Genomic DNA, 21,184 nt, shown 5'->3' with positions numbered 1-21,184 from the left:
CGTGCCTCCCCCGTCCCGCGATCCGTGGCTCGACAACGTCAAGATGGTGCTGATCACCCTGGTCGTCGTGGGGCACGCGATCGGCCTGGTCGAGGACACCGCCGGCAGCCACTGGGTGTACGACTTCATCTACCTGTGGCACATCCCGGCGTTCGTGTTCGTGAGCGGCTACCTCTCCAAGTCCTTCGAGTGGGACCACCGCAGGCTCAAGAGCCTGGTGTACACGCTGGCGATCCCCTACCTGCTCTTCGAGCCGGCGCTCTTCTACTACCGCCGCGAGGTCGTCGGCGAAGGAGTGACGGGCCCTCTGTGGTTCGAGCCGCACTGGACCATGTGGTACCTCATCGTGCTGCTGATGTGGCGCCTCATCACCCCGGTCCTCAAGCGGCACTGGCTCTTCCTGCCGCTCTCGGTGATCGTCAGCCTGGTCGGCGGGATCTGGGACACCGAGGCCCTGATGATCCCCCGCTTCCTGGGCCTGCTGCCGTTCTTCGTGCTCGGCCTGCACCTCAAGCCCCGCCACCTCGCACACCTCGACGACGTGTGGGTGAAGGTCGCGGCGGTGCCGATGCTCGTCGGCATCGGGATCATGGCGATCTACACCGACACGTGGGCGGAGTCGGCGCTGCTCTGGTACGACACGGGCTACTCCGAGATCCCGATCGACAACGAGTTCGTCTTCCAGACCCGGCTCACGGTGATGATGGTCGGCCTGGTCGGCGCCTTCGCGGCGATGTCGCTGGTGCCGCGGCGCAGCCTCGGCTGGTTCACCACGATGGGCACCGCGACGATGGTGATCTACCTCTTCCACGGCTTCGTCATCAAGACGTTCAAGGCGCTCGGCTGGCCCGAGTTCACCGCGTCCTACCCCGTCACCGGCCTGGTCCTCACGATGCTCGGCGCGGTGGCGCTGACGCTGCTCCTGGCCTCCCCGCCCGTACGGCGCGTGCTGGAGCCGTTCACCAACCCGCTCGGCTGGCTCGAGAAGCGCCGAGCGCGTCCTACCCCGGCCCCCACGTCGGGCTGACCGCCGAGCGCGGCACCACGTCGAGGTGGGCCGCCTCTGCCCGCGTCGGCGCGTGACCGCCCAGGTGCGCGGGGTACCACGGAGCGCGCTCGCCCGGACGCGGGACGTGGTGCGGGAGCCTCTGCAGCTCCTCGAGCTGGTCGGTGAGCAACGCCCCGAGGTGGCACGTCCACTCGGTCAGGTCTTCGTCGGGACCGACCGTGACGGGTCGACCAAAGGAGACGTCGACCCGCCGCCCGCGCCGCAAGCTCGGCCGGGGCTCCTTCCCGCGCTCGTCGGGCACGCCGACGGAGTAGACCCGTTGCGGCCCCCACAGCGCGACCGGCACCACGGGCGCCCCGGTCTCGCGCGCCAGGCTGGCCACTCCGCGCATGAGCGAACGCACGGTGTAGGAATAGCTGATCCCGGCCTCAGGGAACGCGCAGACCGCCTCCCCCTCGCGCAGCAGCCGACGCGCCTTGACGTACGCCGCTGCCGGCGCCTGGCGGTCCACCGGGATGTGCCGCATCGCGTCCATCGGCCGCGCCAGGCCGGGCACGTGCCACACGTCGTGGCGGGTCATGAAGCGAACGAACCGCCCGCTCGAGCGCGCGGCGGACTGGATGAAGACGAAGTCCGGGTAGGAGACGTGGGTGGCGGCGAGCAGCACCGGTCCGCGGGTCGGCACATGCTCCGCACCGATGCCCTCGACCGTGAGGTCGAGCGCCCGCATCGCACCGTGGCCGAGTGCGACGGCGAAGCGGTAGGTCCGCTCCCGGCTCACTGGAAGGGCGGGCGGGCGTCGCGCGCCATCGAGCGCTTGCCGGCCCAGCGCCACACCCGCGCGGCCCGGTCCCGGTCGGCGTCGTCGACCAGGTTGCCCATCCACCGCAGGGCCAGGGCCATGAGCCAGTCCGAGCGCATGCCGGCAGGCCCGAGGGCGGAGACCACCTTGGGGTGGGTCGCGATGCCGGCGAGCCGGCGGGCGATCGAGAACGCCTCGCCGTAGTGCTCGACCAGCGTGGCGCGCCAGGCCTCGCCGAGGCCGGCGCCACCGGCGATGTGCTCGGCGACCAGGCGCCCGGTCTCGAGGCCGTAGTCGATGCCCTCGCCGTTGAGCGGGTTGACGCAGGCCGCCGCGTCGCCGATGAGTGCCCAGTTGGGCCCGGCGACGTTGCTCACCGCGCCGCCCATCGGCAGCAGGGCCGACGTCGGCATCCGCAGGTCGCCGGAGAGCCCGAAGTCGTCTCCGATGGTGTCGGCGTAGGTCTGCATCAGCGGCTTGATCGCCACCTCGGCCGGCCGCCTGCTGGTGGCCAGCGTGCCGGCGCCGAGGTTCACCGTGCCGTTGCCCAGCGGGAAGATCCAGCCGTAGCCCGACACGAGCTCACCCCGGTCGTCGCGTAGCTCGAGGTGCGAGCTGATCCACGGGTCGTCGGACATCTCGGAGTCGACGTAGGACCGGCCGGCCACGGCGTAGACCGTGTCGCGGTGCCACTCACGGCCCAGCAACTTGCCGAGCGGCGAGCGCACGCCGTCCGCGACGACGAGCCACTGGCAGGCGATCTCGAAGGTGCCGTCGGCTCCCTTGAGCTCGACGGCCGCCACCCGCTCGCCGTCACGGCGTACGCCGACCGCGCGGGCGTCGTCGATCGCGAGGGCGCCGCTCTTGATGGCCACCGTGCGCAGGTGGTCGTCGAGCTCGGTGCGCGCCACCGCGGACCCCCAGTCGGGCAGGGACCCGCCGGGCCACGGGAGCAGCAGGGTCTGGCCGAAGCCGTGGGCGCGCAGGCCGTGGTTGACGGTGTGCGCGCGCAGCCAGTCCTCGAGGCCGAGCTTCTGCATCTCCCCGATCGCGCGGGGCGTGAGGCCGTCGCCGCAGGTCTTGTCGCGCGGGAAGGTGGCCGCGTCCGCGAGCACGACGTCGAGGCCGGCGCGCGCCGCCCAGGCAGCCGCGGCGGAGCCGGCCGGGCCGGCGCCGACGACGAGGACGTCGGTCGATGTGGGACGGGAGGAGGGGGGCGTCACGGCGGAATTCTCTCAGCAGGGTCGGCATCCGCGGAAATGGGCCGAGCCCCGGCCCCCACGAGGGGACCGGGGCTCGGGTGACCGCGCTCAGTTCTGGTAGGAACCGAAATCGAAGTCGTCGAGTGCGACGGCCTGCGACGACGGACCGAAGTCGTAGTCGTAGGAGTCGTAGCCGGTGACCGAGTAGGCCGCTGCGCGCGCCTCCTCGGTGGGCTCCACCCGGATGTTGCGGTAACGCTCGAGGCCGGTGCCGGCCGGGATGAGCTTTCCGATGATCACGTTCTCCTTCAGGCCACGCAGGCTGTCGGAGCGGCCGTTGATCGCGGCGTCGGTGAGGACTCGGGTGGTCTCCTGGAAGGAGGCCGCCGAGAGCCACGACTCGGTCGCGAGCGAGGCCTTGGTGATGCCCATGAGGACCGGGCGACCCGAGGCCGGCTTGCCGCCCTCGGAGACCACGCGACGGTTCTCCTCCTCGAACCGCACCCGGTCGACCAGGTCGGACGGGAGCAGGTTGGTGTCACCGGACTCGATGACCGTCACCCGGCGCAGCATCTGGCGGATGATGATCTCGATGTGCTTGTCGTGGATCGACACGCCCTGCGACCGGTAGACCTCCTGGACCTCGTCCACGAGGTGCTCCTGGGCCTTGCGGACACCGAGGATGCGCAGCACGTCCTGCGGGTCCGGCGTACCCGAGGTGATGTGGTGACCCACCTCGATGTGCTGGCCGTCCTCGACGTTGAGGCGCGAGCGCTTCGAGACCGGGATCTCCTGGGGCTCGGAGCCGTCGTCGGGGGTGACCACGACGACGCGGGCCTTGTCGGTCTCCTCGATCTTGACGCGACCGGCGGACTCCGAGATCGGCGTACGACCCTTGGGCGAGCGGGCCTCGAAGAGCTCGACCACACGGGGCAGACCCTGCGTGATGTCGTCGGCCGAGGCCACACCACCGGTGTGGAAGGTGCGCATGGTCAGCTGCGTGCCGGGCTCACCGATGGACTGCGCGGCGATGATGCCGACCGCCTCACCGATGTCGACCAGCTGGCCGGTGGCCAGCGAGCGGCCGTAGCACTTGGCGCAGGTGCCGGTGCGGGCGTCGCAGGTCAGGACCGAGCGGACCTTGACCTCGCTGATGCCGGCCGCCACGAGCTCGCCGATCTTGACGTCGCCCAGGTCCTCACCGGCGGCGGCGAGGACCTCGCCGGTCTCCGGGTGGGTGATCTCGACGGCGGAGGCCCGGGCGTAGGCCGAGGTCTCCACGTGCTCGTCGTCGATGCGCTTGGGCAGGCCACGCTCGGTGCCGCAGTCGTCCTCACGGATGATGACGTCCTGCGACACGTCCACCAGACGACGGGTCAGGTAGCCCGAGTCGGCGGTGCGGAGCGCGGTGTCGGCCAGGCCCTTGCGGGCACCGTGGGTCGAGATGAAGTACTCGAGCACCGAGAGGCCCTCGCGGAAGTTGGCCTTGATCGGGCGCGGGATGATCTCGCCCTTCGGGTTGGCCACCAGACCACGCATGGCCGCGACCTGCCGGATCTGGTTCATGTTTCCGGACGCGCCCGAGTCGACCATCATGTAGATCGGGTTCTTGCGGTCGAAGTTGGTCTCCATCGCACGACCGACCTCGGCAGCAGCCTGGGTCCACAGCTCGATGAGCTCCTGACGACGCTCGTCGTCGGTCATCACACCGCGCTCGTAGTTCTTCTGGACCTTCTCGGCCTGCGCCTCGTAGCGGCCCAGGATCTCGGCCTTGCTGTCGGGCGTGGTGACGTCGTCGATCGAGACGGTCACACCCGAGCGCGTGGCCCAGTGGAAGCCGGCGTCCTTGAGGGCGTCGAGCGATGCCGCGACCTGGACCTTGGTGTAGCGCTCGGCCAGGTCGTTGACGATCGCGCCGAGGCGCTTCTTGCCGACCTCCTCGTTGACGAACGGGTAGTCCGCCGGGAGGGTGTCGTTGAAGTAGACGCGACCCAGGGTCGTGTCGAGCAGGATCGCGGTCCGCTCCTCCCAGTCGGCACCGAGCTCGAGGTCGAGCGGGGGCACGATGTCGTCGAGGCGGATCCGGATCTTGCTCTGCAGGCCGATCTCGCCACGGTCGTAGGCCATGATCGCCTCGGCCGGGGACGAGAAGACGCGACCCTCGCCGAGCTCACCGTCACGCTCGGCGGTGAGCCAGAACAGGCCGATGATCATGTCCTGCGAGGGCATGGTCACCGGACGGCCGTCCGACGGCTTGAGGATGTTGTTGGTCGACAGCATCAGGATGCGAGCCTCGGCCTGCGCCTCCGCGGACAGCGGGAGGTGGACGGCCATCTGGTCACCGTCGAAGTCGGCGTTGAACGCGCCGCAGACGAGCGGGTGGATCTGGATGGCCTTGCCCTCGATCAGCTGCGGCTCGAAGGCCTGGATGCCGAGGCGGTGCAGGGTGGGCGCACGGTTGAGCAGCACGGGGTGCTCGGTGATGACCTCTTCGAGGACGTCCCACACGACCGGGCGCGCACGCTCGACCATCCGCTTGGCCGACTTGATGTTCTGCGCGTGCGACAGGTCGACGAGGCGCTTCATCACGAACGGCTTGAACAGCTCGAGCGCCATCTGCTTGGGCAGACCGCACTGGTGCAGCTTGAGCTGCGGGCCCGACACGATGACCGAACGGCCCGAGTAGTCCACGCGCTTGCCGAGCAGGTTCTGGCGGAAGCGACCCTGCTTGCCCTTGAGCATGTCGGACAGCGACTTGAGCGGGCGATTGCCCGGCCCGGTGACCGGGCGACCACGACGACCGTTGTCGAAGAGGCTGTCGACAGCCTCCTGCAGCATCCGCTTCTCGTTGTTGACGATGATCTCGGGAGCACCGAGGTCGAGCAGTCGCTTGAGGCGGTTGTTGCGGTTGATGACGCGGCGGTAGAGGTCGTTCAGGTCGGAGGTGGCGAAGCGGCCACCGTCGAGCTGGACCATCGGGCGCAGGTCCGGCGGGATCACCGGCACGGCGTCGAGCACCATGCCGATGGGCTGGTTGCCGGTCTTGCGGAAGGCGTCGACGACCTTGAGGCGCTTGAGGGCGCGGACCTTGCGCTGGCCCTTGCCGTTGGCGATCGTGTCGCGCAGCGACTCGACCTCGGCCTCGATGTCGAAGTCCTGGAGGCGCCGCTGGATCGCGGTGGCGCCCATGTGGCCCTCGAAGTACTTGCCGAACCAGTTCTTCATCTCGCGGTAGAGGAGCTCGTCGCCGAGCAGGTCCTGCACCTTGAGGTTCTTGAACGTGTCCCAGACCTCCTCGAGACGCGCGATCTCACGGTTGGCGCGGTCACGGAGCTGGTTCATCTCGCGGTCGGCGCCGTCGCGCACCTTGCGCTTGGCGTCGGCCTTGGCACCCTCGGCCTCGAGGGTGGCGAGGTCCTCCTCGAGCTTCTTGGCGCGGTCCTCCACGGAGGTGTCGCGACGCTTCTCGAGGCGCTCGCGCTCCAGGCCGACCTTGTTCTCCAGGGACTCCTGGTCGCGGTGGCGCGCGTCCTCGTCGACCGAGGTGATCATGTAGGCGGCGAAGTAGATGACCTTCTCGAGGTCCTTCGGCGCCAGGTCGAGCAGGTAGCCCAGGCGCGACGGGACGCCCTTGAAGTACCAGATGTGGGTCACGGGAGCAGCGAGCTCGATGTGGCCCATGCGCTCACGACGCACCTTGGACCGGGTCACCTCGACGCCACAGCGCTCACAGATGATGCCCTTGAAGCGCACGCGCTTGTACTTGCCGCAGTAGCACTCCCAGTCCCGCGTGGGACCGAAGATCTTCTCGCAGAAGAGGCCGTCACGCTCGGGCTTGAGCGTGCGGTAGTTGATGGTCTCCGGCTTCTTGACCTCACCGTGGCTCCACGTGCGGATCTCGTCCGCGGTGGCCAGGCCGATCTGAAGCTGGTCGAAGAAGTTAACGTCAAGCACTTGGCTGTGAGTCCTTCGTTAGTTCGTGGAAAAAGTTGAGCTGGGGACTGAGGGGCGGTACGCCGGCCGGAGCCGGCGTACCGACGCACTCAGACTTCTTCGACGGAGCTGGGCTCGCGGCGCGACAGGTCGATGCCGAGCTCCTCGGCGGCCCGGAAGACGTCTTCCTCGGCATCCTTGAGCTCGATGGTCGACCCGTCGTGCGTGAGCACCTCGACGTTGAGGCAGAGGGACTGCATCTCCTTGACGAGCACCTTGAACGACTCCGGGATGCCCGAGTCGGGGATGTTCTCGCCCTTGACGATCGCCTCGTAGACCTTCACGCGGCCGGGCACGTCGTCGGACTTGATCGTGAGCAGCTCCTGGAGGGCATAGGCAGCGCCGTAGGCCTCCATCGCCCAGACCTCCATCTCGCCGAACCGCTGGCCGCCGAACTGGGCCTTGCCGCCCAGGGGCTGCTGCGTGATCATCGAGTAGGGGCCGGTCGAGCGAGCGTGGATCTTGTCGTCGACGAGGTGGTGCAGCTTGAGGATGTACATGTAGCCCACGGCCACCGGCTCCGGGAACGGCTCACCCGAACGACCGTCGAAGAGGGCGGCCTTGCCGTCCTCCTTGACCATCCGCTCACCGTCTCGGTTGGGCAGGGTGGAGCCGAGCAGACCGGTGATCTCGTCCTCGCGGGCACCGTCGAACACCGGGGTCGCGACCTTGGTGTTGGGGTCGGCCTTGTCGGCGCCGATGTCGATGAGGCGCTGCTTCCAGTCGGCGTTGCCCTTCTCGCCGGAGAGGTTGAGGTCCCAGCCCTGCTTGGCGAGCCAGCCCAGGTGGAGCTCGAGGATCTGGCCGATGTTCATACGACGCGGCACACCCAGCGGGTTGAGCACGACGTCGACCGGCGTGCCGTCCTCCATGAACGGCATGTCCTCGACGGGCAGGATCTTGGCGATGACGCCCTTGTTGCCGTGGCGACCGGCGAGCTTGTCACCGACCGAGATCTTGCGCTTCTGGGCGACGTAGACGCGGACCAGCTGGTTGACGCCCGGAGGAAGGTCGTCGCCGTCCTCGCGGTCGAAGACCCGCACGCCGATGACCGTGCCGGACTCACCGTGGGGCACCTTCATCGAGGTGTCGCGCACCTCGCGCGCCTTCTCGCCGAAGATCGCGCGGAGCAGGCGCTCCTCGGGGGTCAGCTCGGTCTCGCCCTTGGGCGTGACCTTGCCGACGAGGATGTCACCGGTGGTGACCTCGGCGCCGATGCGGATGATGCCGCGCTCGTCGAGGTCGGCCAGGCCCTCCTCGGAGACGTTGGGGATGTCCCGCGTGATCTCCTCGGGGCCGAGCTTGGTGTCGCGGGCGTCGACCTCGTGCTCCTCGATGTGGATCGAGGTGAGGACGTCCTCCTGCACCAGGCGCTGGCTGAGGATGATCGCGTCCTCGTAGTTGTGACCCTGCCAGGGCATGAAGGCGACGAGCAGGTTGGTGCCCAGCGCCATCTCGGCGTCGTCGGTGCAGGGACCGTCGGCGATCGGCGTGCCGACCTCGAGGCGGTCACCGGCCTTCACCAGCGGGCGCTGGTTGATGCAGGTGCCCTGGTTGGAGCGACGGAACTTGGCCAGCTTGTAGGTCTGGTAGGTGCCGTCGTCGTTCATCGTCTCGATGGCGTCGGCGGACACCTCCTTCACCACACCGGCGTTGTCGGCGACGACGACGTCACCGGCGTCGACGGCGGCGCGGTACTCCATGCCGGTGCCGACCAGCGGGCTGTCGCTGGTGATCAGCGGCACGGCCTGGCGCTGCATGTTGGCGCCCATGAGCGCGCGGTTGGCGTCGTCGTGCTCGAGGAACGGGATCAGGGCCGTCGCGACCGACACCATCTGGCGCGGCGAGACGTCCATGTAGTCGACCTCGTCACGCAGGATCGCGTCGACCTCGCCGTTCTTCTGGCGGACCAGGACGCGCTCCTCGACGAAGCGCATCGAGGAGTCGAGCGGCGCGTTGGCCTGCGCGATGACGTAGCGGTCCTCGTCGTCGGCGGTGAGGTAGTCGATCTGGTCGGTGACCACGCCGCCCTCGACCTTGCGGTAGGGGGTCTCGACGAAGCCGAAGGGGTTGATCCGGCCGTAGGAGGCCAGCGAGCCGATCAGACCGATGTTGGGGCCTTCAGGGGTCTCGATGGGGCACATGCGGCCGTAGTGCGACGGGTGGACGTCACGGACCTCCATGCCGGCCCGGTCACGGGACAGACCACCGGGACCGAGCGCCGAGAGGCGACGCTTGTGCGTCAGGCCGGCGATCGGGTTGGTCTGGTCCATGAACTGGCTCAGCTGCGAGGTGCCGAAGAACTCCTTCAGCGCCGCGACCACGGGACGGATGTTGATCAGGGACTGCGGCGTGATGGCCTCGACGTCCTGGGTCGTCATCCGCTCGCGGACCACGCGCTCCATGCGGGCCAGGCCCGTGCGGAGCTGGTTCTGGATGAGCTCGCCGACCGTGCGCATGCGGCGGTTGCCGAAGTGGTCGATGTCGTCGGCCTGGACCTTGACGGGGGCGCCGTCCGGGCCCTCGACCGGCGTGCCGGAGGCGTCGACCAGGTCGGGCGCCTCGACCTGCACACCCGCGGCGTGCAGCTGCACGACGTAGCGGATGGCGGCCACGACGTCGTCGATGGTCAGCGTCTGCTGGTCGAACGCCTCGTGGAGACCGAGCTTCTTGTTGATCTTGTAGCGGCCGACCTTCGCCAGGTCGTAGCGCTTGGAGTTGAAGTAGTAGTTGTTGAGGAGCGTCTGCGCGGCCTCCGCCGTCGGCGGCTCGCCCGGGCGGAGCTTGCGGTAGATGTCGAGCAGCGCGAGGCGGGTGACCTCGTCGTTGACCTGCTCGGCGGTTGGGGCCTCGCCCCGCGCCTTCTTCTGGAGCTCCTCGTAGACGACCTCGTAGCGGACGCTGTCCTTCTCGAGGGTCAGCATCATGGACTCGTACTGACCGAACTCCTCGCGGATCTGGTCGGTGGTCCAGCCGAGGGCCTTGAGCAGGACGGTGACGTTCTGCTTGCGCTTGCGGTCGAGGCGTACGCCGACCAGGTCGCGCTTGTCGATCTCGAACTCCAGCCACGCGCCACGGCTCGGGATGAGCTTGGCGGTGAAGATGTCCTTGTCCGAGGTCTTGTCCGGGGTCGACTCGAAGTAGACGCCGGGCGAACGGACGAGCTGCGACACGACGACGCGCTCGGTGCCGTTGATGATGAAGGTGCCCTTCTTGGTCATCATGGGGAAGTCGCCCATGAAGACCGTCTGGCCCTTGATCTCACCGGTCTCGTGGTTCATGAACTCGGCCGAGACGTAGAGGGGGCGGGAGTAGGTGAAGTCCTTCTCCTTGCACTCCTCCTCGGTGTACTTCTCGTCCAGGAAGACGGGGTTGTCGAAGGAGAGCATCATCGTCTCGGAGAAGTCCTCGATCGGGGAGATCTCCTCGAAGATCTCCTGCAGACCGGTCTTCTCGGAGACGTCCTCACCGGCGGCCCTGCGGGCAGCCACCTCCGACTCCCATCGCTCTCCACCGACCAGCCAGTCGAAGCTGCTGGTCTGGAGCGAGATGAGCGGGGGAACCTCGAGAGGTTCGGTGATCTTTGCGAAAGAGGTGCGACGGTGGTTACCAGCGGAGCTGCGCGCGGCCAAGAGGTGTCCTCACAAATGTGCAAGCGATCTCGGCGCCGGCCGACCACCGCAACAGCCGTCCGGAGGGCGTCGGGCATATGAGGGCAGGCGCAAAGAGACACCATAGCCGAACTCGGGACACACCTCAAACGCGGGGTTGATCTCCCGTGAGGGACAGGTCCACGCGTTGGCCACGACTATGAACGCCGAAGGGCCCCGGGTCAAGCAGAACGCGCCGATCCACGCCTACGGGAGCGGCGCGCGGTCCCGTGCTCACCCCTGGACGGGTGAGGTGATCAGGTCGTCCACGAGCCAGTCCCCGTCGACGAGCTGCATCGACAGCGTGACCTGGTCCTTGTAGACCACCGGCTCGGCGCTCAGCTTGTTGGTCGTGGGCCGGTCCACGAAGACGAGCACCTGCACGCGGTCGTCGCTCGCCCGGACGATCCCCGAGGCGATCACGTCGGCCGTCACCCTGGTCCGGGTCTGGGGCGCGTTGTCCTGCAGCACCGCGAAGAGCTTGTCGTACTCGCGCTTGTAGGAGCCGGTCATCAGGGCCGTGGCGGCGTCCTGGTCGGCGTCGAGGTGCTCGTAGTCGTAGGACAGCACGGGCACGACGGCGCGCTCGGCGGCGACCTGTGCGTCCCGTGCGGCCGACCCGGCGGCGGCCGAGTCCGCGCTGGTCCACATCCAGGCCGTCGCGACCAGCAGGCCGGCGGCGAGGACCCCGAGCCCGGCGAGGAGCCAGCTCGGGACACCTTGCCGTCCGCTGGTCGAGGAACGACGAAGTCGTGTCACGAGACCCGGCGCGGTGGAGCGGGGTTTCGTGACGGGCGCTGGGGCGCCCTCCTCGACCATCGGGACAGTGGGCGTGGGCTCGGCGTCCTCCTCGGGCGGCAGGGAGGCGTCGTACGCCGTGCGCGTGGCGGGGTCGAGCAGCACCTTCGCGGCCCGGTTGAGGGCGTCGAAGCGCCGGTCGCCGGGCTCGAGGTCGGCGATCTGGGTCTTCCAGGCGGCACGGACGTCCTCGGACGAGGCGTCGCGGGGGACGTCGAGGAGGTCGTACCAGGTGGGGGCGTCGCTCATGGCGTGCTCCCCTCGGTGCCGTCCTGCGGCGTGGTGCCCTGCTCGTCGGGGCTGCTCACCGGCGAGAAGTCGTCGACGAGCCACTCCCCCTCGATCATCACCAGGTCGACGGTGAAGCGGAACGGCAGCGGCTCCTGGTCGACGGTGCGCGCCTTCTTGCCGGTGCCCTGCTCGTAGCTGTCGGTGAACGCGCCGGCGACCAGCACGCGCGCGGAGTCGTCGTCGATGGAGGACACGGCGGTCGCGAAGACGTCGGCGGTGCGGGTGATCCCGCCCTGGGCGACGAGCTGCTCGGCCGTGGCGACCTCCTTGTCGAAGTCGGCCGCGAACTTGGGCGTGATCACCTCGCGCACCTGGTCGCGGTAGTCGGGCATCTGCCCGGAGTCGTCGAGCATGTCCGGGCTGTAGGTGCCGAGGCGCTTGACGAACTGGTCGCCCAGGCTCATCACCTGCTCCCGCTCGTCGAGGTGCTCGAGGCCGCCGCCGTCGGACCCGCGGCCGCCTGCGGAGAGCCAGACGAGGAGCGCGACGCAGACGAGGACCACGAGTGCGAGCACCGCAGCCAGGGCCTGCCTCCAGCGCGGTGGGCGCCCGGGGTCGTCGGTCGCGGGCACGGCCCCTGCGGGCGCGTCGCGACGGGCGCGTTCGGTCAGCACGGACATGTGTTCCCTCCCTGGAACGACCGGCCCCTCCTCCAAGGAGCCTGCATGATCAACGACGGGTGGAGCCGGACGTCACGCCCTCGCCGAGCAACGGCTCGAGGTAGAGCCACTTCCAGCTGTCCTCGCCCAGCGTGCGGGGCGCCCGCAGGCGGGGGCCGACGAGTCGGTCGATCTCCGTGGGGTCCGAGGTCAGCCGGCCCGTCTCCGGGTCGTAGGCGAAGTCTGCCTCTCCCCACCCGGTCGCGGCACGTGGCGCCTGGATGTTCTGGGCACCGCGGGCGTTGGTCTTCGACGCGGGGGCGGTGCAGCGCGCCTCCTCGTTCATCGGGCGGTTGCTGCCGTCGAGCGGCGAGCGCCGGTCGGTGCCCTCGTAGCCCTCGAGGCAGACGTGCGGGGTGTCGGTCATCACCATGCCGAAGTGGGCGTCGTAGAGCCCCGTGCCGGGCGACTTGGACACGACGGTGAAGCCTCCCTCGACGACGTAGGGGTAGAGCACCAGGAGCTGCTCGACGCCGTCGAGGTGCTTGACCACGACCTCGCCGGTGGTGACCAGGTTGTTGATCAGCTCGCCGAGCTCGACCTCGTTGTCCTCGAGGAAGACTCGGAGCTCGTTGGCGCCGAGCGAGCCGTCCTCGATGAGCGCGCGCAGGTCCTTGTCGTGGTCGGCCACCGTGGTGGAGAACGCGGAGAGGTCCCGGGCGAAGCGTCGGAACGCCCCCTCGGAGTCGATCTGGCCGTTGAGCACCGTGTTGCTGTCGCGGATCAGGTCGACGGTCACCTTGAAGTTCTCATCGGCAGCCGTGATGAACTCGTTGCCGCTGTCGATGATCGTCTGCAGGTCGTCGCCGGCGTCGTTGAACGCGAGGCCGAACTCCGAGGTGACGGTGCGGAGGTCGTCCTGGTCGACGCTGCGGACCGTCTCGTCGAGGTGGGTGAGCAGCGTGTCGGTCGCGATCGGCGTCGTGGTGCGGTCGCGGGCGATCTCGGAGTCGTCGCGGAGGAACGGTCCCTCGTCGCTCTGCGGCTGGAGCTCGACGTACTGCTCGCCGACCGCGGAACGGTTGCCGACGAGCGCGAGCGCGTCGGCCGGGATGTCGTCGAACTCGTTGTCGATGTCGAGGAGCAGGTCCACGCCGTCGTCGGTGAGGACCAGCTTGTCGACCTGACCGACGCGCACCCCGCGGTAGGAGACCTCGGCGCCCGCGAAGGCGCCGCCGGACTCGGCGAAGTGGGCCACCACCGTGTAGCTCTGGTCGAGCAGCACACGGTCGAGCCGGGCGTACCGGGCGCCGACGAAGCTGACGCCGACGAGGGTGATGAGGGCGAAGACGAGCAGCTGCACCTTGGTCCGACGCGTGATCATCGCTGCACCATCCCGGGGACCAGGAGGCTCACGAGCGCCGGGTCGTAGAGGTCCATCAGGTCACCCACCGTGATGCCGCCTCGACGTGGCCGGTCGGCGACACCGGCTCGACCCACGCCGGTCGGCACCCCGATGGTGGGCAGGGGCGGGAGCGTGGACGGGAGCGGGACGGGCGGCGGCGGCAGCCCGGGCACCTGGTTGAGCTCGCGGCAGACGTCCTTGTCCTTGTTCTCCGACTTGGCGCACTCCTCACGCAGCTGGGTGAGCTTCTGCGCGTTGGCCAGCACCCGCTTGCAGGCGTCGCTGGTCAGCGACCCGCTCTGGATGCAGGCGAGCACGTCGTTGATGACCACGGTCGGGTCGAGCACCGACGGCAGGTTGGTCGGCAGCGTCGGGGTGGCGCTGGCTCCCCCGGCGACGTCGACGTCGAGGGTGATCGAGAGGTTGGTGAAGTCGCCCATGTGCAGGTTGCGGGCCACCTGCGGGTCACGTCCGACGACCTCGTCGACGAAGGGATAGGTCAAGAAGACGTGGAAGGCGTTGGTGAAGTCGTCGCCGGAGGCCGCGAGCTGGGTCAGCACCGGGTTGAGCCGCTGCAGCGAGGTGATCGTGGCGCCCTTGGACTTCGCGATCACGTCGACGGCCACCGAGGAGAGCTGGTCGAGGGCCGCCAGCATCTCGACCAGGTCGTCACGCTGCCGGTCGATCGAGTCCAGCGCGCTGGGGAGCTCGTCGAGGGCCTTGTCGATGGTCGGCAGCTGCTTCTCGGCGCCGATGGCGAGGCGGTTGAGCGACTCGATCGCGTCGACGATGTCGGTCTTGTTCTCGTCGAGCTGGCCGGTGAACACGCGCAGCTGGCGCAGCACCGACTTCGCGGAGTCCTCACGGCCCTCCAGCGCGAGGTTGAGCTCCTGGGTGATGGTCTTGAGCTGCGCGACCCCGCCGCCGTTGAGGAGCAGGCTCAGCGCACCGAGCACCTCCTCGACCTCGGGGTTGCGACCGGCGCGCTCGATCGGGATCGTCTCGCCGTCCTCGAGCGGGTCGGCGATGGCGCCCTGCTCGGGCGCGCTCAGCTCGACGAACTTCTCGCCCAGGAGGCTGGTCTGGCGCAGCTCGGCGACCGCGTTGCCGGGCAGCTCCACGTCGCGGCGGATCTGCAGCGTGACGAGCGCCTGGTAGCCCTCGAGGTCGATGTCGGTCACCTTGCCGACGCTCACGTCGTTGACCTTGACCGTCGACTGGGGCACCAGGTCGAGCACGTCCGCGAACTCGACCTTGACGGTCATCGGGTCGTCCCCGACGTCAGGGCCGCCGGGCAGCGGCAGCGAGTAGACGCTGGCGTCGCAGGCCGAGAGGGCCATCGCCGCGAGCACTGCGGGCACGAGTGCCGTGAACCGCCTCATCGCTCCACCTCCACGAGTCCCCCGAGGGTGGGGTCGAACACGTCCTGCGCCGGCAGCACAGCGGCCCTGCCGCTGGTGCCGAGCGCACCGGGTCGAGGCCTGTCGAGCAGCCGGGTGATCTGGTTGCAGGCCTGGCCGGAGCGCTCGACCTGGCCGACGAAGCCGCACAGCAGGGCTGCCGGGTTGGCGTTGAGCTGGTTGATCGTCTCGCCGAAGTTGGCCCGCGTGTCGAGGGTGCCGGCCTGCGGGTTGTAGGTCAGGGCGAGGTTGTTGAGGGCCGTGGGCGCGACGTGCAGGATCTCGTCGAGCGCGTCGCGCTGGCGCACGAGGACCTTCGAGACCCGGTTGAGCCCGGTGATGTTGCGGCTCAGCGAGTCCTTGTTCTCCTCGACGAAGCCCTTCACCGCGGTCAGCGCGACGGAGAGGTTCTTGGTCGCGGCGACCAGCTCCTCGCGCTCCCCGGCGAGCATGGTGGAGACGTCGGCCAGCGACTGGTTGAACTGGCGGACGGTCTGGTCGTTGTCGGCCAGGGTCTGCATGAAGCCCTCGAGCGCCTCCACCGAGCCGAACAGCTCCTCCTTGTTGCCGGCGAGCGTGGAGCTCAGGCGGGAGAAGTCCTTGATGGTCTGGCGGAAGGTCGTGCCCTGGCCGCCGAAGTTGTCGGCGGTGACCGAGAGCAGGTCGGACAGGGCGCCGCTCTTGTTGGCGCCCCGGGGACCGAGGGCCACGTTGAGCCGGTCGAGGCTGTCGTAGATCTGGTCGAGCTCCAGCGGCTGCGAGGTGTCCTCGACGCTCAGCTCGGCGCCGTCGGTGAGCACGTCGCCGGTGCCGGAGTACGCCGGGGTGAGCTGGACGTAGCGGTCCCCGACCACCGACGGCGCGATGATCACCGCCTTGGCATCGGCCGGCAGCCGCACCTCGTCGTCGTACGTCATGGTCACGGTCACGTCGGTGCCGGTGGGCTCGACACGGGTCACGGTGCCGACGGGCACGCCGAGCACGCGGACGTCGCTGCCCTCGTAGACCGAGATGGCCCGCGGGAAGTGGGCGACGACGGTGCGGGTGCTGTCGCCGCCGAAGACGCTGACGGCGGCCGCGACGACGAAGCCCAGCACGATCAGGGGGACGAGGAGACGCTTCACGAGGTCCATGGGTCAGCCCACCTGCGGGACGGGAGGGAAGTTGGCGATCCACGTGTCGAACCAGGGTCCGGTGCCCAGCGTGTTGGCGAAGACGCGGTAGAACGGCGCCATCAGCCGCAGGCTGCTGTCCAGGTTGTCCTCGTTCTTGTTGAGCACGGCGACCACGTTCTCGAGGTGCGCCAGGGCCGGAGCGAGGTCGGCTCGCGACTGGCGGATCAGGGCGGTCAGCTCGCGCGACAGCGTGGTGCTGGAGACGAGCAGCTCGTGCACGGCGTCACGGCGCGCCACCAGCGCCCGGAACAGCACGTCGCTGTCCTGCATCAGCTTGATGATGTCCTGGTCGCGCTCGTCGAGGACCGTGGAGACCCGCTCGAGGTTGACCAGCAGGTTGTTGAGCTGGGCGTCCTTCTCGGCGACGTTGGCCGAGAGCCGGCTCAGGCCGCTGAGGGCCCCCCGGAACTCCTCGGGGGTGTTGCGGGTCAGGTCGGCAAGGGTGGTCAGCGACTCCGCCAGCTGGTCGGTGTCGATCTGCTCCGAGGTGGAGGCCAGGCCCTCGAACGCCTCCACGACGTCGAAGGGCGAGGAGGTGCGCTCGGCGGGGATCGTCGCCCCCTCGTCGAGCTGGCCGCCCCCGGCGGGCTCGAGCGCGAGGAACATCGAGCCGAGGATCGTCTTGACCTTGATCGCGGCCCGGGTGTCGGAGCCGAAGTCGGCGGCGTCGTCGACCTTGAAGCTCACCTTGACCTGGTCGCCGTCCAGGGCGACCTCGTCGACCTTGCCGACGCGGACACCGGCGATGCGGACCTCGTCGTTGACCTTCAGGCCGCCGGCCTCGGTGAACATGGCGTGGTAGGTGTCGCCGCCACCGATGACCGGCAGGTCGTCGGCGCGGAGCGCGGCGACCATCACGACCGCCAGGACGACGAGGCTGACCGCACCCACGAGGACGGGGTTGCGCTCCCTGAAGGGCTTCATCCGAGATCACACCTGTCGGACCCGGTGTTGTACTTGACCGGGAGCGAGACGTCGCCGGGCAGGTTGACCCGGCCCTGGAACTCGCAGAGGTAGAAGTTGAAGAACGAGCCGTAGATCGCGGTGCGGCCGATCTTGTCGAGCTTGATCGGCAGGACCTGCAGGGCGCGGTCCAGCTCGGCCTTGTTCTTGTCGATGTTGCCGGCGACCGCCCGGAGCTCCTTGATGTCCTTCACGAACGGCTCACGGATGCCGTCGATCAGCGACGCCGTCTCGACCGAGAGCGCGGAGACGTCCTCGAGCGAGCCGAGGATCGCGTTGCGGTCCTTCTTCAGGCCGCCGACGAGCGTACGGAAGGACTGGATCAGCCGGGTCAGCTGCTTGTCGCGGTCGGCGACGTGGTCGAGGACCAGCGACAGGTTGTCGATGAGGTCACCGATCACCTGGTCGCGGTCGGCGAGCGTGGAGGTGACGGACGCGGTGTGCGCGAGCAGTCCCTCCAGCGTGCCGCCCTCGCCCTGGAACACCTGGATCAGCTCGAAGGACAGCTTGTTGACGTCCTCGGGCGACAGCGCCTGGAACAGCGGCTTGAAGCCGTTGAAGAGCACCGTGAGGTCCAGGGCCGGCTTGGTCCGCGAGACCGGGATCGTGGCCCCGGCCGGCAGGCGCTGGGTGTCCCCGACCTCCTGGGTGAGGGAGATGTAGCGCTGGCCGACGAGGTTGCGGTAGCGGATCGCGGCGTTGGTGCCACCGTTGACCGCCGTGTCCTTGTCGACCGAGAAGGTGACCAGGGCGCGGGTGCGGTCGATGATCTCGACCTCGCTCACGGTGCCGACGCGCACGCCCGCCACCCGGATGTCGTCGCCCTTGTTGACGCCGGTGGCGTCGGTGAACTCGGCCCTGTAGTCGCGCGAGGACCCGAAGCCGATGTTGCCGATCGTCACGACCAGGACGGTCGTGGCGAGGGAGGTCACCACCACGAAGACCAGGAGCTTGACCAGGTCGACGGAGGTCTTCTTGTCGAGGAGCTGGCTCATCGCAGCGACACCTCCGCCCCACGGGCCATCGGTCCGACCAGGAGCACACCGAGGTCGGGAACGTCGTCGGCGCTCACGCCGAGACCGGGCGCGAGCAGCGCCTTGAGGAGCGCCGTCTCGTCACGGCCGCCTGCGAAGCCGTCGGCGGTGCCGGACCACCCGGGTCCGACGCGGCTGGTGCCCTTGCCCGTGGGCTCGTCGATGCCGTCGACGAAGTTGGGCTGGTGGGTCACCGGGTTGGCCTGCGACCACGGCGGCGTGGGCAGGCGCCCGCAGTAGTAGCCGCGCTTGTCACCGTAGACCGGGGCGTCCTGCGGGCCGTAGGCGCGGGGCTGGTGGGGCAGCGTCTCCAGCACGATGTGCAGGGTGAAGCCGCGGAACGCCTCGGCCTGGAGCTTGCCGGCCCCGACGATCCCGCCGAGGAGGCAGGGGTAGCCGGGTGCGTAGCGGGCGAAGACCTCGAGCTGCGCGGCGGACAGGTCGCCGAGCCGGACCAGGTTGTCGCCGTTGGTGCGGGTGAACCGCTCGGCGACCGCCGCGAACCTGGAGACGTCGTTGAAGAGGGCCTTCAGCTTCTCCTCGCGGTCCTCCAGCGTCGTGGTCGTGGTGATCGTGTTGCGCAGGATGGTCGCGACCTCCGGGAGCACGTCGGCATAGGTGTCGGAGACCTTCGCCGTCAGCCGCAGGTCCTCGATCAGCGCCGGCAGCTCGGGGTTGAAGCGGGTCAGGTAGCTGTCGAGCGTCTCCAGGTTCTGGCCGAGCTGCTCGCCGCGTCCCTCGAGCGCGGTGGCGACGGCGTTGAGGGTCGTGTTGAGGTCGGCCGGCTGGACCGCGCGCAGCAGCGGGTAGAGGTCGCTCAGCACCTGCTCGACCTCGATCGACAGGTCGGTCCGCTCGATGACGTCGCCGTCGGCGATGGGCTGGGCCGACGAGCCGCCGTCGGGCAGGTCCAGGGACACGAACTTCTCGCCGAAGAGCGTCTTGGGCAGGATCGAGGCGGTCACGTCGCTCGGGACCTGCGTGGTGCGGTCCTGGTAGAGGCCGAGGGTGATGTCGGCGCCCTCGGCCGTGGGCTCGTAGTCGAGCACCTCGCCGACGATCACGCCCTTGATCTTCACGTCGGCCCGGTGCGGGAGCTGGAGGCCGATCTTGGAGGCGTGGACGGTCACCTCGTCGTAGTCGGTGAACTTCTTGGTGAACACGCCGTAGGTGACCCACACCGAGGCCAGCATGAGCACCAGGAACACCAGGCCCAGGGTCTTCGTCCTCATCAGTCGCTCACCCCGCCAGCCGCACGGTGGTCGAGGCGCCCCAGATGGCCATCGACAGGAACAGGTCGAGCACGTTGATGGCGACGATGCTGGTGCGCACGGCGCGGCCCACGGCGACGCCGACGCCGGCGGGACCGCCGGAGGCGTTGTAGCCGTGGTAGCAGTGGATCAGGATCACGGTGACGGCGAAGACGAGCACCTTGCCGAAGGACCACAGCACGTCGCCCGGCGGCAGGAACGCGTTGAAGTAGTGGTCGTAGGTGCCCGAGGACTGGCCGTAGATCTGGGTCACCACCAGCCGGCTCGCGAAGTACGACGACAGCAGCCCCACGACGTACAGCGGGATGATCGCGATCAGGCCGCCGATCACACGTGTGGCGACCAGGAACGGCATCGACGGGATCGCCATCACCTCGAGGGCGTCCACCTCCTCGGAGATGCGCATGGCGCCGAGCTGGGCGGTGAAGCCGCAGCCCACGGTGGCGGCCAGCGCGATGCCGGCGACGAGCGGGGCGATCTCACGGGTGTTGAAGTAGGCCGAGACGAAGCCCGAGAACGCCGCGGTGCCGAGCTGGTTGAGCGCGGCGTAGCCGGAGAGCCCGACCTGCGCACCGGTGAAGAAGGTCATGCCGATGATCACGCCGACCGTGCCACCGATGACCGCGAGCGCGCCGGAGCCGAGGGTGACCTCGGCGAGGATGCGCAGGATCTCGCGCGGGTAGCGGGTGACCGAGCGGGGCACTGCCTTCAGCACGCCGATGTGGAAGGCGAGCTGCCCACCGAGGTCGTCGAGGGAGGCCAGCGGCTTGGCGTAGATGTCCTTGAGGGCCATGTGCGTCGTCACCCGCCCTTCGGAGGGATGATCTGGAGGTAGATCATGCTCAGGACGAAGTTGGCCACGAAGAGCAGCAGGAACGTGATGACCACCGACTCGTTGACGGCGTCGCCGACGCCCTTCGGCCCGCCGTTGGCGTTCATGCCCTTGTAGGACGCGACGATCGCGGCGATGAGCCCGAAGACGAGCGCCTTGATGAGGCCGATCCAGAGGTCGGGGAGCTGGGCGAGCGCGGTGAAGCTGGCCAGGTAGGCGCCGGGGGTGCCGTCCTGGAGGATGACGTTGAAGACGTAGCCGCCGGTCACGCCGACGACGCTCACCATGCCGTTGAGGAAGAACGCGACGAGCATGCACGCCAGCACCCGCGGCACGACGAGGCGCTGGATCGGGTCGATGCCGAGCACCATCATCGCGTCGAGCTCTTCGCGGATCTTGCGGGCGCCGAGGTCGGCCGCGATGGCCGAGCCGCCGGCGCCGGCGATCAGGAGCGCGGTGCCGATGGGCGCCGCCTGCTGGATCACCGCCAGCACGGAGGCCGAGCCGGTGAACGACTGTGCGCCGAACTGCTTGATGAGCCCGCCGACCTGCAGCGCGATCACGGCGCCGAACGGGATCGCGACGAGGGCGGTGGGCACGATCGTGACCGACGCGATGAACCAGGCCTGCTGGATGAACTCACGCAGCTGGAACGGACGGCGGAAGAGCCCGCGGCCGACGTCGAGGGCGAAGGCGAACAGGTTGCCTGCGACTCCGATCGGCGCGAGCGCGCGCGAGGACAAGGACGTGGCCATCGGTC

Annotated in this window: 15 protein-coding genes; 1 reads left to right on the top strand and 14 read right to left on the bottom strand. The window is 69.0% G+C overall.

Features of this window, described 5'->3' with window-relative positions:
* Nucleotide 1: 1 nt before the first annotated feature.
* Nucleotides 2–1,027: an acyltransferase family protein gene (locus tag ACS3YM_RS01305; RefSeq protein ID WP_439938241.1), complete on the top strand. Its 1,026-nt coding sequence runs from the start codon at nt 2–4 to the stop codon at nt 1,025–1,027.
* Here the strand turns inward: ACS3YM_RS01305 and ACS3YM_RS01300 are convergent.
* The 14 genes from ACS3YM_RS01300 to ACS3YM_RS01235 form a co-directional block, all read right to left on the bottom strand.
* The gene (locus tag ACS3YM_RS01300) at nt 1,002–1,790 is read right to left on the bottom strand and encodes a lysophospholipid acyltransferase family protein (protein ID WP_439938240.1); all 789 of its coding nucleotides are present in this window, start codon (nt 1,788–1,790) and stop codon (nt 1,002–1,004) included. The genes ACS3YM_RS01305 and ACS3YM_RS01300 overlap by 26 nt on opposite strands.
* Nucleotides 1,787–3,034, bottom strand: coding sequence for a geranylgeranyl reductase family protein (locus ACS3YM_RS01295; protein WP_439938239.1), 1,248 nt, complete (start codon nt 3,032–3,034; stop codon nt 1,787–1,789). Before ACS3YM_RS01295 ends, ACS3YM_RS01300 begins: the two co-directional genes overlap by 4 nt.
* A gap of 87 nt (nt 3,035–3,121) precedes the next feature.
* Nucleotides 3,122–6,967: a DNA-directed RNA polymerase subunit beta' gene (locus ACS3YM_RS01290; protein WP_439938238.1), complete on the bottom strand. Its 3,846-nt coding sequence runs from the start codon at nt 6,965–6,967 to the stop codon at nt 3,122–3,124.
* An 89-nt stretch (nt 6,968–7,056) separates the two neighbouring features.
* Nucleotides 7,057–10,638, bottom strand: a complete 3,582-nt coding sequence (gene rpoB / locus ACS3YM_RS01285) for a DNA-directed RNA polymerase subunit beta (protein ID WP_439938237.1) — start codon at nt 10,636–10,638, stop codon at nt 7,057–7,059.
* Between the two features lie 252 nt (nt 10,639–10,890).
* The gene (locus ACS3YM_RS01280) at nt 10,891–11,703 is read right to left on the bottom strand and encodes a J domain-containing protein (RefSeq protein ID WP_439938236.1); all 813 of its coding nucleotides are present in this window, start codon (nt 11,701–11,703) and stop codon (nt 10,891–10,893) included.
* The gene (locus tag ACS3YM_RS01275) at nt 11,700–12,365 is read right to left on the bottom strand and encodes a hypothetical protein (protein ID WP_439938235.1); all 666 of its coding nucleotides are present in this window, start codon (nt 12,363–12,365) and stop codon (nt 11,700–11,702) included. The genes ACS3YM_RS01280 and ACS3YM_RS01275 overlap by 4 nt, the downstream gene beginning before the upstream one ends.
* A gap of 49 nt (nt 12,366–12,414) precedes the next feature.
* Nucleotides 12,415–13,728 carry an MCE family protein gene (locus ACS3YM_RS01270; RefSeq protein ID WP_439938234.1) on the bottom strand — a complete coding sequence of 438 codons (1,314 nt, stop codon included), beginning with the start codon at nt 13,726–13,728 and terminating at the stop codon, nt 12,415–12,417.
* A complete protein-coding gene (locus tag ACS3YM_RS01265) occupies nt 13,725–15,131 on the bottom strand; it encodes an MCE family protein (RefSeq protein ID WP_439938233.1) in 1,407 nt (468 codons plus the stop codon). Before ACS3YM_RS01265 ends, ACS3YM_RS01270 begins: the two co-directional genes overlap by 4 nt.
* The gene (locus ACS3YM_RS01260; RefSeq protein WP_439938232.1) at nt 15,128–16,282 is read right to left on the bottom strand and encodes an MCE family protein; all 1,155 of its coding nucleotides are present in this window, start codon (nt 16,280–16,282) and stop codon (nt 15,128–15,130) included. Before ACS3YM_RS01260 ends, ACS3YM_RS01265 begins: the two co-directional genes overlap by 4 nt.
* A gap of 3 nt (nt 16,283–16,285) precedes the next feature.
* On the bottom strand, nt 16,286–17,248 hold the full coding sequence (locus tag ACS3YM_RS01255; protein WP_439938231.1) for an MCE family protein: 963 nt from the start codon (nt 17,246–17,248) through the stop codon (nt 16,286–16,288).
* On the bottom strand, nt 17,245–18,282 hold the full coding sequence (locus ACS3YM_RS01250; protein WP_439938230.1) for an MCE family protein: 1,038 nt from the start codon (nt 18,280–18,282) through the stop codon (nt 17,245–17,247). Before ACS3YM_RS01250 ends, ACS3YM_RS01255 begins: the two co-directional genes overlap by 4 nt.
* Nucleotides 18,279–19,553, bottom strand: coding sequence for an MCE family protein (locus tag ACS3YM_RS01245; protein ID WP_439938229.1), 1,275 nt, complete (start codon nt 19,551–19,553; stop codon nt 18,279–18,281). Before ACS3YM_RS01245 ends, ACS3YM_RS01250 begins: the two co-directional genes overlap by 4 nt.
* A 7-nt stretch (nt 19,554–19,560) precedes the next feature.
* Entirely contained in the window at nt 19,561–20,385 is an 825-nt protein-coding gene (locus ACS3YM_RS01240; RefSeq protein ID WP_439939814.1) for an MlaE family ABC transporter permease, read from the bottom strand.
* Between the two features lie 8 nt (nt 20,386–20,393).
* Nucleotides 20,394–21,179, bottom strand: coding sequence for an MlaE family ABC transporter permease (locus ACS3YM_RS01235; RefSeq protein WP_439938228.1), 786 nt, complete (start codon nt 21,177–21,179; stop codon nt 20,394–20,396).
* Nucleotides 21,180–21,184: the final 5 nt, after the last annotated feature.

It is taken from the genome of Nocardioides sp. N13(2025), from assembly GCF_051912545.1.
GTDB lineage: Bacteria > Actinomycetota > Actinomycetes > Propionibacteriales > Nocardioidaceae > Nocardioides.
This window is presented reverse-complemented; position numbering and strand designations above follow the sequence as displayed.

Excerpts from the sequence above, each read along its gene's own strand:
- ACS3YM_RS01280 (WP_439938236.1), bottom strand. The coding sequence starts at position 11,703 with ATGAGCGACGCCCCCACCTGGTACGACCTCCTCGACGTCCCCCGCGAC.
- ACS3YM_RS01275 (WP_439938235.1), bottom strand. The coding sequence starts at position 12,365 with ATGTCCGTGCTGACCGAACGCGCCCGTCGCGACGCGCCCGCAGGGGCC.
- ACS3YM_RS01270 (WP_439938234.1), bottom strand. The coding sequence starts at position 13,728 with ATGATCACGCGTCGGACCAAGGTGCAGCTGCTCGTCTTCGCCCTCATC.
- ACS3YM_RS01265 (WP_439938233.1), bottom strand. The coding sequence starts at position 15,131 with ATGAGGCGGTTCACGGCACTCGTGCCCGCAGTGCTCGCGGCGATGGCC.
- ACS3YM_RS01260 (WP_439938232.1), bottom strand. The coding sequence starts at position 16,282 with ATGGACCTCGTGAAGCGTCTCCTCGTCCCCCTGATCGTGCTGGGCTTC.
- ACS3YM_RS01255 (WP_439938231.1), bottom strand. The coding sequence starts at position 17,248 with ATGAAGCCCTTCAGGGAGCGCAACCCCGTCCTCGTGGGTGCGGTCAGC.
- ACS3YM_RS01250 (WP_439938230.1), bottom strand. The coding sequence starts at position 18,282 with ATGAGCCAGCTCCTCGACAAGAAGACCTCCGTCGACCTGGTCAAGCTC.
- ACS3YM_RS01245 (WP_439938229.1), bottom strand. The coding sequence starts at position 19,553 with ATGAGGACGAAGACCCTGGGCCTGGTGTTCCTGGTGCTCATGCTGGCC.
- ACS3YM_RS01240 (WP_439939814.1), bottom strand. The coding sequence starts at position 20,385 with ATGGCCCTCAAGGACATCTACGCCAAGCCGCTGGCCTCCCTCGACGAC.
- ACS3YM_RS01235 (WP_439938228.1), bottom strand. The coding sequence starts at position 21,179 with ATGGCCACGTCCTTGTCCTCGCGCGCGCTCGCGCCGATCGGAGTCGCA.